General features: G+C 30.9%; 14 protein-coding genes. 7 read left to right on the forward strand and 7 right to left on the reverse strand.

What is annotated here, in order from left to right; genetic code table 11:
• Nucleotides 1-63: 63 nt before the first annotated feature.
• The 4 genes from PQF96_RS20435 (at nucleotide 64) to PQF96_RS20450 (ending at nucleotide 2840) form a co-directional block, all read left to right on the forward strand.
• A complete protein-coding gene (locus tag PQF96_RS20435; protein WP_271768027.1) occupies nucleotides 64-420 on the forward strand; it encodes a hypothetical protein in 357 nt (118 codons plus the stop codon).
• Nucleotides 421-459: 39 nt separating this feature from the next.
• Nucleotides 460-1329, forward strand: a complete 870-nt coding sequence (locus PQF96_RS20440; RefSeq protein ID WP_271768028.1) for a hypothetical protein — start codon at nucleotides 460-462, stop codon at nucleotides 1327-1329.
• A 250-nt stretch (nucleotides 1330-1579) separates the two neighbouring features.
• Nucleotides 1580-2224, forward strand: coding sequence for an outer membrane beta-barrel protein (locus PQF96_RS20445; RefSeq protein ID WP_271768029.1), 645 nt, complete (start codon nucleotides 1580-1582; stop codon nucleotides 2222-2224).
• Between the two features lie 109 nt (nucleotides 2225-2333).
• On the forward strand, nucleotides 2334-2840 hold the full coding sequence (locus PQF96_RS20450; protein ID WP_271768030.1) for a hypothetical protein: 507 nt from the start codon (nucleotides 2334-2336) through the stop codon (nucleotides 2838-2840).
• Nucleotides 2841-3035: 195 nt separating this feature from the next.
• Here PQF96_RS20450 and PQF96_RS20455 read toward each other — a convergent pair whose 3' ends face one another.
• The 3 genes from PQF96_RS20455 to PQF96_RS20465 all read right to left on the reverse strand — a co-directional run bounded on the left by PQF96_RS20455 (nucleotide 3036) and on the right by PQF96_RS20465 (nucleotide 6610).
• Complete coding sequence (locus PQF96_RS20455) at nucleotides 3036-3626, reverse strand: YdeI/OmpD-associated family protein (RefSeq protein WP_271768031.1); 591 nt, start codon at nucleotides 3624-3626, stop codon at nucleotides 3036-3038.
• Between the two features lie 26 nt (nucleotides 3627-3652).
• Nucleotides 3653-4048 (reverse strand): hypothetical protein, encoded by a 396-nt coding sequence (locus tag PQF96_RS20460; protein ID WP_271768032.1) that lies wholly within the window; start codon nucleotides 4046-4048, stop codon nucleotides 3653-3655.
• 162 nt (nucleotides 4049-4210) lie between these two features.
• The gene (locus PQF96_RS20465; protein ID WP_271768033.1) at nucleotides 4211-6610 is read right to left on the reverse strand and encodes a glycoside hydrolase family 31 protein; all 2400 of its coding nucleotides are present in this window, start codon (nucleotides 6608-6610) and stop codon (nucleotides 4211-4213) included.
• 322 nt (nucleotides 6611-6932) lie between these two features.
• Here PQF96_RS20465 and PQF96_RS20470 point away from each other — a divergent pair, with 322 nt between their 5' ends.
• Nucleotides 6933-9797 (forward strand): esterase-like activity of phytase family protein, encoded by a 2865-nt coding sequence (locus PQF96_RS20470; protein ID WP_271768034.1) that lies wholly within the window; start codon nucleotides 6933-6935, stop codon nucleotides 9795-9797.
• 110 nt (nucleotides 9798-9907) lie between these two features.
• Here PQF96_RS20470 and PQF96_RS20475 read toward each other — a convergent pair whose 3' ends face one another.
• Nucleotides 9908-10405, reverse strand: coding sequence for a hypothetical protein (locus PQF96_RS20475; protein ID WP_109438484.1), 498 nt, complete (start codon nucleotides 10403-10405; stop codon nucleotides 9908-9910).
• 3 nt (nucleotides 10406-10408) lie between these two features.
• Nucleotides 10409-11170 carry an MBL fold metallo-hydrolase gene (locus PQF96_RS20480; RefSeq protein ID WP_109438483.1) on the reverse strand — a complete coding sequence of 254 codons (762 nt, stop codon included), beginning with the start codon at nucleotides 11168-11170 and terminating at the stop codon, nucleotides 10409-10411.
• A gap of 167 nt (nucleotides 11171-11337) precedes the next feature.
• Between PQF96_RS20480 and PQF96_RS20485 the strand changes: the two genes are divergently transcribed.
• Nucleotides 11338-12786, forward strand: a complete 1449-nt coding sequence (locus tag PQF96_RS20485) for a nicotinate-nucleotide adenylyltransferase (RefSeq protein WP_109438482.1) — start codon at nucleotides 11338-11340, stop codon at nucleotides 12784-12786.
• Nucleotides 12787-12858: 72 nt separating this feature from the next.
• Here PQF96_RS20485 and bcp read toward each other — a convergent pair whose 3' ends face one another.
• A complete protein-coding gene (bcp, locus tag PQF96_RS20490) occupies nucleotides 12859-13308 on the reverse strand; it encodes a thioredoxin-dependent thiol peroxidase (protein WP_109438481.1) in 450 nt (149 codons plus the stop codon).
• 159 nt (nucleotides 13309-13467) lie between these two features.
• On the opposite strand from bcp, the gene PQF96_RS20495 reads away from it, so the two are divergent.
• Entirely contained in the window at nucleotides 13468-14136 is a 669-nt protein-coding gene (locus PQF96_RS20495) for an endonuclease III domain-containing protein (protein WP_271768035.1), read from the forward strand.
• 235 nt (nucleotides 14137-14371) lie between these two features.
• Here PQF96_RS20495 and PQF96_RS20500 read toward each other — a convergent pair whose 3' ends face one another.
• Nucleotides 14372-14956 (reverse strand): RNA polymerase sigma factor, encoded by a 585-nt coding sequence (locus PQF96_RS20500; protein ID WP_109438479.1) that lies wholly within the window; start codon nucleotides 14954-14956, stop codon nucleotides 14372-14374.
• Nucleotides 14957-15108 lie beyond the last annotated feature (152 nt).

Below are 15108 nucleotides of genomic sequence, written 5' to 3' on the forward strand. Positions count from 1 at the left end.
GCTGCAAAATAACATTTTACTTTAATAAAAAGATAATTAAACCTTAATTCAAATCTAAATCATATGAAAAAAATACTATGCCTTGCTTTATTCCTCTTTTTACAAGTGAGTTTTTCTCAAACTCAAGAAGATTATCAAAAAATAATTAACGAGATATCTGAAGGGTATAATGCTAAAGATGCTAATAAAATTTTTAGCGTTTTCTCAGCTGATTTACAATCCACTTTTACATTAGAAAAAGTAAAAACGTTTATCACAGATAATCAAACAAAAAAAGGCTCTATGGGAGGATATACATTTTTAATAGACGAAGATAAAGAGAAAAGATACCTCATCGAATTCGAACACTCATCAATGATTCTAATTCTGGGATTATCAAAAGATAATAAAATAACAAAATTCACCCTTGAAGAATACTAAGGAATAAATATGTAAAACTATAACTCAAAAATAATTAAAATGAAAAACAAATTAAGTACTAAAAGACCACAGGTAAAGCTATTCATAATTGGAATAATAACCATTTGTCTAAATTCTATGTACGCCCAACCCAATCCAAAATATGGTATCATGAGTTTTAATAAAGCTATTAATATATCAGAAAAACAGGGAATGTTACTTCAAAAAATGGCTAAAGATTATCTATATATGGTAGAAAACTCTGATGACAATAAAGCATCAATAAATCTAATGACCAGTAAAATAATTTTTGAAAAACAAAATGAAATCCTAAGTAGAAATACTACTAGTAAGCTTACAAAAAATAATATTTTAAAAGTTCAAAATTTATGGATTGAATTTAAAAAATTGATAGAAAGTAATCCTAATTTTGACAATGCAAAAAAGATCTTAAATCTAAACACAGATTTGCTCAAAGCAACAGAGAACATAGTACATTCTATTGCAATTGAATCAAGAAATGCAGATAATAGCTTAACCACTAATTTAGAAGAAAAAGAAAATTATAAAGAAAAAAACATAGCATTAAAAAAAATCATTGCTATATCGGGAAGACAACGTATGCTTGCACAAAGGTTAGCTCTATATTATTTGGCAAATCATCCAACATTAAAGGATAAGAATTCTGAACAAATACTAAAAAACATCTATTTTGAAATAGATGGTACAAATACTCCTCTGCTCCTATCAGACTTTGACAATATCGAGTTGGATCAAAAAATTGCAGCTGCACTAACCATATGGGAACTTATCAAAAAAGATAAACTAACAAGTCAGGGGTATACACACAAAGAAATTTACAATATTTCAAATAAACTAACAAGAGCTTATAATGAAATAACAACTTTATACGAGCATACAAAATTATAATAAATCTGCTTTTCCTACAGTTTTATTCAATTAAATTATCAAAACATAAATCCAATCATTAATCTTATAAATAACAAAAGCTTTTAGAGTTTTCTAATATACTTCATCCCCATTGTATATTTCTTAGAGTTTAAGAGATTAATCCTTCCATTTAATAAACCAAAAAAAGCACTCCTTTTATACTAATTATAGTTATAAAAAGAGCAGGTATGCCTATAAACAAAAAATACTTTATTTAATATAATAAATTATGAAAAAAATACTTTTAACAATAACAACAATAGCTTCTTTCATTTACTCTAATGCACAAGAACATCATAATGAAGCTTCTAAAGAAGAACATCATTTTGCTAAAGATTACGATAAGAAAGGAGAATTTGAACAAGGAGATATTTTTGTCTCTGCACTCTTTGGATTTGATTCAAAAAAAAAGGGTGAAGAAGAAGATATCAAATTAGAATTATTCACCAGAGTTGGTTATCTCATTTCTGAAACTATTATTGGAGGTATAAAATTAGGGTATGAAAGAGAATCAGAAACGGAAGAAATAGGAACAGGGCTTGAAGAAAGTAAATCCCATAATGGACTTGTAGGAATATTTGGGCGATATGATTTCACTCCTGGTCATAAATTTTCTCTCTTTGGTGAACTTGGAGTTGATTATCTTACCGCCGATAAAGAAGTAAGCGGTACAAAAGTAAAGGAAGACGGTTATAAAGTTGGTCTTAGCCCTGGATTAACATATTTTTTGACCGATCATTTTGCCATTGAGGCATTTTGGGGAGCCTTATCTTATGAATCTACAAAAGTCGATGGAGAAGAACATTCGACTGATGAAATAATAGTAGGATTTGACTTCGAGCATATCAATTTTGGCTTAGCATATAAATTTTAAAAAAGCAATAACTTTTTATACTATACATGGTTACTGCCTCAAAATCATTTATACATAAAATTATAGTTGTTTAAAAGCAGAAACATAATTATAAGTAAAACATTAGTAAATGATAAAACTAGTTTTAAAAAAATATATCTATGTGATTATTGGGTTTTTAATATCTATAACTGGGTATCTCTACTGTATAACACAAAATATAGATTTGGCAGAGCAAATAGACAAATATTTTAACTTTATAAAATCATCTAAAATTGACGAGTTAGTGTTTCTATGGTTTAAGTTTTTTATTCTATTCGTTGTTTTAAATACCATTGTTATTTTGGAAAAGAAAAGAAACATAGAAAAAAGAAAAATCTATCGGTCAATGTTATATGCCAGTAATCATATTATAGGTAATTTTTTATACCAATCTCAAATATTAAAAATGGAAGCCGAGGAAAATATTAATTTCAATAAAAACACCATTAACTTGTTTGAAGAAAGTAAAGATGAAGCAATCCTATTATTAAAAAAATTGTCATCTATACGTAAAATCGATGATGAAAATATTTACAATTCAATAAAAGAAGAGGTTGAGAATCAAAGCACAGAAAATTATGATGCTACCGTCTAAAAATTTAAAAGATAAATTAGTATTTATGATTTTAAATATATAATTCATCTTTAAATAATGCTACTTATAGTTGTCAGTCTCCAGGCCTTTTCACTTTTTCTATTGCGCAACAAAAGAAAGAAAAGGCTTGGTTTTTATTTTCTAGAATTACAATTTTACCATGGTCATTTCAAAATATGTATTGATGAAGATATGTCATCTATATTTATCATTTAGCCCTATTCCCCTGTTAATCATAGGAATAATTTTTTCAAGCCTTGATAATTTTGTAGCTTCTCGTTTTGCAGTAGCAATATATTCTACATATTCTTTTTGTTTAAAAGGAGTTAATTGCTCAAAACATTGCTTAAAATCTGAATCTGATTTTAATGCATTGGATAATTCCAGAGGAAATTTTACATCTTTTGATTTGGTTGGTTTAATTTCTTTTCCATCCTTCTGATTTTGAATCGCTTCTTGTATATATTGAAGCACCAGATCTTTATCAATATCGTTTACACTATTAAATCTCCATTGTCGCAGCCCTTTAGTTTTTCCTTCTTGAGCGTTTACCAATGCATTAGAAACATCCTTAAGAAATACCCCTTGAAAAAACCAAATACCCACATAAGATTTAAAAGCACCTAAACCTATTACATTTTTATTGTTAATCGTATATACAGGAACTCCCCATTTTATAGTTTCCTTTAATTCTGTAGAAAGCACTATACTTCTTAGAACCTCTAAAGCCCCTTTCCAATTTTTATTTTTTATAATGAATTCTTCTACTGATTTATTTTTTTGCATGACTTAATGTATACATCAATCCTACTTTACTTTCTTCTTAATGTTGAAAAAGCTACGACTTCATTCTCATTTAATATATAGTAACTAAAGCTAATATGATTTTCATCTACTTTAGTGAGTATAACTTTCCCTTTTTCTATACAGGCATTAGTGTTTTCTATTATTAATTCAGAAAAAATAGCTCTACCATTAGAATAGTCTATCAATTCCCAATTTCCATTACATTTAAGACTAGGGTATTCTATATTAAATAACTTTTTAGTGGCATTAATATTTAGATTAATAGACCAGGTATAAGTTTCTTCAAAATCTAATTGACATCCAATGCCTTCCCATTGACCATTGAGCCATAATATATCATTAGATTTACACCCCGTTAGGCTTAGGGCAATAAGCAAAAAAAGTATATTCTTTAGTTTCATTTTGTGTTATATAATGTTGAGTTACTAAGTTGATTAAGTGCCTTAATATACTATTTTATATATAAAACCAAAGAAATTTTATCTCCTCTCTAATATAACAAACCTTATAATGTATTATTCATAAAAAACTGATAAATTATAGTATCCTAAATTACAGTAGTACTACAACAAAATATTCATATTTTTAGTTTCAGCAGAATTCCAGTTAAAAGATAATACTACCGTTTTATCTTCTTCACTCCAATCAAAAGAAATTGATCTATCATCTATCTTAACTGATTTTGGTTCTTCATTAATATTATGTATAACTAAAGAAATGTTTCGATCACTTGATGTATAATTTATTCCTTTTTTTGCAGATAGATAAATAGATAACTCCCCTGATGATGTTTTACTATCAAATTTTAATATTTCATATTTTCCATTTTCAAAAGCCATAGGTGTTTTACCATCATCATCGTATAATGTCCCAAAACTCTTTTTGACCATACTATCATAGTAAAAATGTAGTACTAAATCTTTGGTAGAATATTTATCTGTAGTTAAAATCGGCGCTATCATCGGAATAAAAGCTCCTCCTTTTACAAATACAGGAATATGATCTTTTTCAACATTAACGGTTTTATACCCTCCTCCTTCAAATTTTTCTCCTGTAAAAAAGTCATACCAATTTATTCCCTTTGGAAAAGGAACATCCATAGATGCTATTCCGGGTTTTATAACCGGAGATACTAGAAAATCATCTCCCCACAAATACGTAAAACTTAGTTCTAATAGTTCTTTATCATTAGAATGTTCAAAAAACAAGGGACGCATTAAAGGCATTCCTGTTTGATTATTATTAAAAGCGATCGTATAATTATAAGGTAACAAACTATACCTAAGTTCAATACTTTTCTTGGCTAAAGCTTTTGTTTTCTTATCATGAAAAACAGGCTCTGGTGCAATATGTTCTTGTGCGTGGGGTCTGAATATTGGTTGAAACACACCATATTGTAACCAACGTGTATATAACTCAGCGTCAAAAGTTTCTCCACCAGCAAATCCTCCAAGATCAGAATGCATATATCCCATCCCCTGCATTCCCATCTGAAGAGCTATTTCTGTTTGTGGTTGTAATCCTCCCCAAGTTCTATTTACATCTCCAGACCATGGTATCATACCAAAACGTTGTGATCCTGAATACCCTGCACGCATTAATATAAAAGGACGCTGATCTGTAAAATCTTTATGATATCCTTCTTGTATCATTCTCGCCCAATCATGACCATATATATTATGGACTTCGTCTGCACTTCCTACGGCATGTTGTAAATCTGATGGGTGCACCTCGGGTTCTCCAAGATCTCCCCACCAACCTGCTACACCAAAATCTTTAACATGCTCTTTATAAATATTCCAAAACCATTCTTTTCCTTTGGGGTTATAAATATCAATAATTCCTGTATTACCAAAGTAAAAATCATAGGTAAAAGGTTTCCCTTCTATATCAGTTCCTAAAACTCCTTTTGACGCTGCTTCATCCCATTTCTTAGAAGATGTTAATACAAACGGCTCTGTAATAAGAACCGTTTTAACGCCATTAATCGCAAAATCATTAATCATTTGTTTTGGATTGGGAAATGAGTCTTTTAAAAACTCAAGATTTCCCATATGCCCTTTAATATCTTTTCCAAACCAATAAATATCTAAAATTACAGCATCTAAGGGGATACTATCTTTTGCAAATTTTTCTACGGTCTCACGAGTTTCTCTTTCAGAATGATACCCAAAACGACTAGCAAAATTTCCAAAAGCCCATCTAGGCGGTAAAGGTTGTTTACCTGTTAGTTCTGTATACTCATACATTAAATTTTTCCAATCATCTCCAGCTATTACCTGATATGTTTTTCGTCCGCCTATTGTTTCGTACCCAAGTGTATTATCTTTTTCACTATCAATATCCAGAAACCCAATAGGTGCATTATCAAAATGTACTGCATATATCTTAGAAGAAAGCACTAAAGGCATAGTAAAATTCATTAATTCTGATTGGGTTTCATATCCATAATGAGCTTTATTGTATAATTGAAGTCTCTTACCTCTCCTATTCATTCCAACTACTCTGGATCCTGCTCCATAAATTACTTCGTCTTTATCTAAATTAAAGTTTAATATTTCTAAAGAATCTGTTTTTACGTATCCATCTTTTTCAGATATTAATTCTTTTCCTTTATAGGTGTATGAAATATGAAATGGTTCTTTAGTAATATGAATATCAATACCATTAGTATTAATGGTCAAAATACTATCACTATCAATAATAGCTGTCTTTGTTAATCTGGGTTTCAAAATAACCGCATGAGATGTAGAATCAAATGTTTCTCCTTTGGGGATAAACGAAGTTTCTATAATTTTATCTGAATAGATTTTAAACCTATATTTTCCATCTTTTTTATAAACTTCTATATATCCATTTTCATTCTTATAACCCTGATAAGATCCTTCATATTTTTTTTTACATGAAATAATGGTTGACGCAACTATTATAGAAACTGCAAAATGTAGAAACTTGATATTCATCCTTGACGTATGTTTTCTTAAATATATTGAAATCAAATATAATTTAATCCTCTTAGAATACTCCTATAACCCCTTACCCTGCTTGAGAATTATTGAATTTTCATCAAAATTCAATTTATGTAATAAGAATCACAATATATCACTACAACGTTTTCGTACAAGTTCCTAATTTAGTTTTCATGTTCATCCTGGGTATTACACAATCATAAAACAGCTAACCTTATCCTAAACATTTGTTTAAAGAAGATAAACGATTTGGTAATATACAGCGCGTAATTTTATGAAGTCATTAACCAAATTAATCTTAAACGTAATACACATCATGAAACGTCATTACCAAATCATTTCAAAAACGACATACTATACACTATTAAGTATCTTATGTATCTTATCGTCATCACTTCAAGCCCAAAACTCAAAAAAAGAGACTATAGAGAAATCTCAATTCGAGATTCCTACTGATAACAATTACAACAAGAAAATGATTCCAAAAGGAACTGGTAAGTCCTTTACCAACTTTGGAGACATACTGATCTCAAGAGCAGTTTTGCCTGCTGCCAGCTTCTCTGAAGGCCCTTCCTCAGGACAATATATAAACCAAGGATTGATCAATCAACAACCAGTTCCTTTTTTAAACAAACAACCTATACAAGGTTTTTCTGCCGTTCTAAACAATTTTGACAGAACCTTTACCGTATTGTCTGATAACGGTTTTGGTAGTATCGAAAACTCAGCAGATTATCATCTACGTCTTTATAGAATACAACCAAAGTTTAAAAGTATTATTGCGCATAACGATGGTGGAATTGACGTACTAGACTTTATAGAATTGCGTGATCCCAATCATTTGATACCTTTTGCAATAACTAACCATTTTAGTGATTCCAGAATCCTTACCGGCGCAGATTTTGATATAGAGTCTATACAAAGAACGGCTAACGGCGACTATTGGATTGGTGATGAATTTGGTCCTTTTTTGCTACATTTTGATAAAAATGGGATTTTATTAGACCCTCCCTTTTCTCTTCCTGATTTTGATAATCCGGGAAAAGAACTTCGTGCACCACAAAATCCATATAGTGAAGAATTTAGTGCACTTCGTGTTATGAACGCAATGAGATCACATGCAAAAGCAAACGGAAGTAAACCACCAGTGATATCCCCATGGTTTGTCATGTTGGATGATCAAAATTCTAATACAAAGGTTGGAAGTAGAGAAAACCCTCCTACTGGACTCAAACAAGCTTCTAGCGAATTATTTAATGTTTCTTCTTTAAATCGAGCAGGACATCAAGTAGTAGTATATACCGTTAATGATCTAGAAAACATGAATCTTCTTCTCGATCAAGGAGTACAAGGAATCATTTCTGATCGCCCAGATTTATTATTAGAAGCGATACAAAATTTTGATAAAAACAAAGATGGCCAACCGGATTATATAAATGCAAACGGTTTGATTGATGTAAAGTTGTTTGATGCACAAGGACACAGAGGCTCACGAAATCTACGTCCTGAAAACACTTTACCAGCCATGGAAGCCGCTTTAGATTTCCTTATGCCTACTCTCGAAACTGATTGCGGAATTACTCTTGACGGAGTTCCTGTTTTGGATCACGATCCACATATTGAAGCTGCAAAAACACGTAAAGTTGATGGTACTCCTTATGAATTTAACGATGAAGTATTAGTAAAAGATCTCACATTAGATCAAATTCAAACAACATTTATTGCTGATAAAATATTAAATGGAAGACCTGCTCAAACCAATGATCTTTCACTGTCCCCAGTTGCAGTAGCATTTTCAAATCAAAAAGAGCTTGTTGATCCCTATATTATGCCATCGTTACAACAATTATTTGATTTTGTTGACTTTTATATTGAATATTATAAAAACGGACCTGGGGCATCAGATCCCGAAGCAATGAAACGTTGGATGAATGCATCCAAAGTCCGTTTTAACATCGAAACCAAAATCAATCCAAGAACAGACACTGATGATCGTGGAGATGTTTTTGCCGATAGAACGGTCGATCCTGAAACTTTTACTAAAGCCATAGCAGATGTTATTGTAAAAAATAACCTTACCGACAGAGCAGATATACAAAGTTTTGACTTTAGAACATTATTAATTACACAAAAACAATATCCTGAGATACGAACCGTATGTTTATTTGGTGATTTCCCAAAGGTTGGAGATGCTGGAGATGGCACAAACCTACAAGATCAAAATGGACAAAACACGCCATGGTTAGCTGGATTATATTGGCCTTATCGTAATACAGAATTAGATACACCTTTCCGTGTAAAAGGTAGTGGTGGTTTTGAAGGACTGGCACTAAGTACAGATAAAAGAACGTTACTTCCTTTGCTGGAAAAGCCTTTACAAGGTGCTGATAACAATAATTTACTTATTCATGAATTTGATTTAGAAAGTAAATCATATTCTGGTAAAAAGTTTGAATATCCTTTAAATCAAAAAGCGACCGCAATAGGAGACTTTATTATGTTTAATCGCAAAAGAGGTTTAATCATCGAACGTGATGGTTCACAAGGGGATCTAAATGGTTTTAAAGCCATATATGAGATAGAATTAGATGAAAATGAAGAATTGGTAGAAAAAAGACTTAATGTAGATCTTCTTAAAATTAAAGATATTCTTAGAATTTCTGAACCTGGATTGGATGGTGATATCGGAATAGGAAGAAATTTTGCTTTTCCTTTTGTAACTATAGAAAGCGTGGTCGTTTTTAATCCATTTTTGATTGGAGTACTAAATGATAACAATTATCCTTTTAGTATTGGTCGACATGTAGGTACAGGACTACCTGATGATAATGAATTTATTCTTTTATGGCTTGATCAACCCTTAGGAAGGTCATGGAATAGACTAAAAACAGAAGAAGAAGATGTCATTTCAGAAAACATTAAAGTGTATCCTAATACATTTAAAGAGCAAGTCACGTTTTCAAATATTACTAATGATAACAAGAATGAAGTATCTATTACCATTTATGACATACGAGGTAATCTAGTCCGAAAATTAGTTAATCATAAAGAAAGTGAAGGGAATTTTAATTATACCTGGGATGGATCATCAGATAATGGATCTTTAGTTTCACAAGGAACTTATATCGCTATAATAGATGTAGACGGAAAACTGACTAAAAAGAAATTATTAAAAAAATAGACAACATACCTTAACCAACTTTCTTATCACGCATTACAACAAACCAAAAAAAGCTACCTGATACCAGGTAGCTTTTTTAATATATTATCTGAAATTTCTTACTTTTTAAACTAGTTTTTAGGATATAAAAATGATTTTTCAACTTCAAAATCCACCACTCCATCTTTTCTAACCTCATAAGTAATAAAAAGCTCTCCCCAATATACACCATCAGTAAAATCTGCTATGATCCATTTATGATTAAGAAGTCTTACTTTATTAATAGCCATATTACCTTCCATCCCAACAAACGGAATTATTGGGTTATCTTCTCCTGCTTTATTTTGACTAATTATCTGATCTCCTATAGTTAGAGCTAATTTATTTGCATCATAACCCATTTCTTCAAAATACGCCGCTGCATCTTCGTTACTTTCTAAAGAAAAATAAGTTAAATCTAAATTAATATCCACAAGTGAATCAAAAGCTACTTCTTTTTTGGTAATCTTAGCTTTTAAATTATCAATCTTTGTATCATAGGACTCTTTTGCCTTTTTAGCATTCATAAATTGAAAAAGAATAAATAATGATGCAAAAATAAATAGGTATAAAAAAATCTTACTCTTCATGTTTTAAATAGTTATTTTTAAGTTATCGTATGCTATATACACATTTTGGGGCAATAGTTTCTCTACTTCTGCATGAAACCCTAACATATGACTAATATGAGTTAGATATGCCCGATCTGGTTGGATATCCTCTATAAACTCTAGAGCTTCTTCTAAATTAAAATGAGAATGGTGAGGTTCTATCCTAAGTGCATTAACAACCAACACCTTAACCCCTCTTAATTTAACTCTTTCTGCTTCTTCTACAGTTTTTACATCTGTTAGATATGCAAAATCTTTAAAACGAAATCCAAAAACTTGTAATCGGTTATGAAAAGTATTGATAGGAACAACATCTAGATTACCCAATAAAAAAGGAGTATTATCTAATTCATTTTCTATAACACTTGGTGCTCCAGGGTATTTATTTTCTGAAGCAAAAATATAATCGAACCTTACTTTCAAAGCTTCCATAACTCTTTTGTGGGCATATATTGGGATATCACCTTGCCTAAAAAAAAAGGGACGTATATCATCCAATCCCATGGTATGATCAGCATGCTCATGAGTAAAAACAACACCATCAATTCTTGAAACCTGATTAGATAGCATTTGTTGTCTAAAATCTGGTCCGCAATCTATTACATAATTGTATTTGTCCCAAGAGACAAGCACAGAAACCCGAAGTCGCTTATCTTTGGGATCATCACTTAGACATACAGGGTGATCACTTCCTATAATCGGAATTCCCTGTGAGGTCCCAGTACCAAGAAAAGTTACTTTCATAATTATGATAAACTACAGCAAATGTACTTATATTTTTTTGGCAAAAATTGTATGAATATATTAATTCTTTTTAACGACTTTTTAAAATGTAGAAATTTCACATTCAAACTTTTTTAATACTTATGGTATTAGTACCTTTACATTAAACAAAAAAAGCCCTTTTTACTATGCCTATTAAGATAATGGGAGATAAAGAATTTGAATCTGTCCCTTCAATAAAGAGTAAAGCTTTACGTATTAACCTCAATCAAAACATCTACGGTACTTTTGCAGAAATTGGTGCTGGTCAGGAAACTGCGCGAAATTTTTTCAGAGCAGGTGGCGCTTCAGGTACGATTGCAAAAGCCATGAGTGCTTATGACAAAGATTTTAGTGATGCAATTTATGGTATCGAAAATGATAAACGTTATGTTACTGAAGCACGGTTAAAAAAAATGCTTAAGCATGAGGTAAAACTTATCGAAGAAAGGATTACTCGCGAAAAACATCCAAATAAGTTATTTTTTAGTTATGCCAATACTGTAGCGACTATTGATTTTGCAAAAAAGTACAAAGGACATGGTTGGGTTGGTATTCGTTACCAGACGGTTCCTAATGAAGAGTATAATGAAATTACACTACATATTCGATTCCATGAAAATGATGCTAGATTACAGCAAATGACTCTTGGTGTATTGGGTGTGAATCTAATTTATGGTGCCTATTATAAATATGATAACCCAAAAAAATTATTACGTTACCTATATGATCATTTGGATAAAGATCAAATTGAAATTGATACTATAAACTTTTCTGGTCCTCGCTTTACAAAAGTAGATAATCGTTTAATGAGTTTACAACTTGTTAAAAATGGCATGACCGAGGCGGTTATGTTTGGTCCTGATGGAAATAACATATTACCTGCCGCGATTTTATATAAGAAAAACATATTAGCCCTTCGTGGGAGTTTTAGACCTGTTACCAAGGTTAATATGGACATCTATAAAAAATCACTCAACATGTTTTTGAGTGAGAATAAAGTAAAAAAAGAGAAAACTGTAGTTATTTTTGAAATCACTTTATCCAACCTAAGAGCAGAAGGAGAAATTGATGAAGAAGATTTTATGTCAAGAGCCAGATTATTATGTTCTCTAGGACAAACGGTAATGATTTCAAACTTCAAGGAATACTATCGTATGGTTGAATACTTCTCTAATTATACCAAAGAGCGTATGGCTTTGGCTATGGGAGTGAACAATCTGGTAGATATTTTTGATCAAAAATACTACATGCACTTAAGTGGAGGGATTTTAGAAGCTTTTGGAAAACTATTCTTCAAAGATCTAAAAGTGTATCTATATCCATTAAAAAATCATGAAACAGGTGAACTTACAGATAGTGATACTCTTAAGGTACACCCTCGTATGAAAGAATTATACAAATTCTTTAAATATAATGGTAAACTGCAAGATATTACAGATTACGATCCATCTATCATGGATATTTTCTCCAGGGAAGTTCTTCAAAAAATCCAAGAAGGAGAACCTGGTTGGGAAGATCAGTTACCTGAACTTATCCCTGAAATGATTAAAGCAAATAATTTCTTCGGATATAAAACCGTAGAATCTGTAGAATAAACAATTAAGATATTTTAAATAAAAAGCAGCATTAATAGAGATTATTAATGCTGCTTTTTTATATATTTTTAATTACAATATTTGCGCAGTATGATCTTTTGTTTTTACCTTGAGTATTACTTCTGAAATAACACCGTTTTCATCAATAACAAAGGTGGTACGATGAATTCCGTCATACTCTTTCCCCATAAATTTCTTAGGCCCCCAAACGCCAAAAGCCTCAATAACTTTTTTATCCTCATCGGCTAGTAATGGATAAGGTAATTCGAACTTATTTTTAAAATTTTGTTGACGCTTTGCACTATCTGCGCTCACTCCAAGAATCTCATATCCTTGATTTTGAAAAGTTTGATAATTATCTCTTAGATTACACGCTTCTGCCGTACAACCAGGGGTACTTGCTTTGGGATAGAAAAAAACCACAAGCTTTTTTCCTTTGTAATTATCCAAGGTAATCGTATTTCCGTCCTGATCTAATGCTGAAAAATTAGGAGCTTTATCTCCTGCTTGTAATGTGGTCATTGTTCTATGATTTATATGAATTAAATTTTGTTTAAAGTTTCTGGATAAAAATAAAACAAAAATAACAATATCGTTTCAGTTTTATAAAAATTTTAATGATTATCCTCTATTATATTCGATTTATAATTTAATACTTTAGCATAAAACAATTTAGGCAATATGACCAAGCAGGAAAAGATAGATTTTACAATTAAAACGTTACAAGAATTATATCCCAGAATTCCTATTCCACTCGACCATAAAGATCCTTATACCTTATTAATTGCAGTATTAATGAGTGCACAAAGCACCGATGTTAGAGTCAATCAAATTACTCCTTTATTATTTGATCGTGCAGATAATCCATATGCAATGGTTAGGCTATCTGTAGAAGAGATTAGAGAAATTATAAGACCCGTTGGTTTAAGTCCAATGAAATCTAAAGGAATACACGGATTATCGCAGATTCTTATAGATAAACATAATGGCGAGGTTCCTCAAAGCTTTGAAGCATTAGAAGAACTTCCTGCTGTTGGACACAAGACTGCAAGTGTTGTTATGTCACAAGCATTTGGAGTACCTGCATTTCCTGTTGATACTCATATCCATAGATTAATGTATCGTTGGGGATTTACCAATGGCAAAAATGTAACACAAACAGAAAAAGATGCCAAACGTTTATTTCCAAAAGAATTATGGAATGATTTACATCTTCAAATCATTTGGTATGGACGAGAATATTCTCCTGCTAGAGGCTGGGATCTTGATAAAGACATCATCACAAAAACTATAGGTAGAAAAACCGTTTTGGATGAATATTATAAAAGTAAAAAGCCCATTAAAAAATAATGGGCCTTTTATAAGTTTAGTTTAAAATCGTTTCAAATTTAAGGTTATTACACTCTAAAACTTGTAATGATTTTGAATAGCTTAAGAGAAAATCAATTGTTTTTCTGCTAGGTACTAAATGTTTTTCTTCTTTTGAAGACTTAAAGTAAAATTTTGCCATATTATATAATCTTAAATATTAGGGTTATTTAAAATTATAACGCGACAAATTAAACTTTATTGCATCAATACGTTATTAATTTGTTAAAACAATATTATTTTTTTCAATTACTTTTCTTAGGTTAATTAATGCATACCTCATTCTACCAAGGGCTGTATTAATACTTACACCTGTTTTATCAGATATTTCCTTAAAACTCATGTCTCGGTACATACGCATAACCAGAACTTCTTTTTGATCTTCTGGTAATTCTTGAATTAAATTACGTAAATCCTCTTCTACCTGATCTTTAATTATTCTTTTTTCAGCATTAAGATCTCCATCACTTATCACAGAAAAGATGCTAAATTCTCCATTATCTTCAAATTTTGGCATTCTATTTCCTTTTCTAAAATGATCAATGACCAAATTATGAGCAATACGCATTACCCACGGTAGAAATTTTCCTTCTTCATTATATTTCCCATTCTTTAATGTTCTGATAACTTTTATAAAAGTATCCTGGAAAATGTCTTCTGAAACATCTCTATCAAAAACTTTAGAATAAATAAAACTGTAAATACGCTGCTTATGTCTTTCTATTAGAACAGATAAAGCACATTCGTCTCCTTTAATGTAGTTATTAACCAGAACTGCGTCTGTTAGGGTGTAATTCTTCATACCTTAATTTAATTTTAGTACCAACAAGCTTGGGGCTCGTGCTATGTTAAACTTAAAAGTAAAGGTATGCTATAGGCAGTTTCGTTTTAGATTTATGGTTTATTTACAGGGGCTAATATAGTAACTATCATTGAATATCAAACAATTTCTTG

The sequence above is a fragment of the Aquimarina algiphila genome, from assembly GCF_947494415.1.
GTDB classification, from domain to species: domain Bacteria; phylum Bacteroidota; class Bacteroidia; order Flavobacteriales; family Flavobacteriaceae; genus Aquimarina; species Aquimarina algiphila.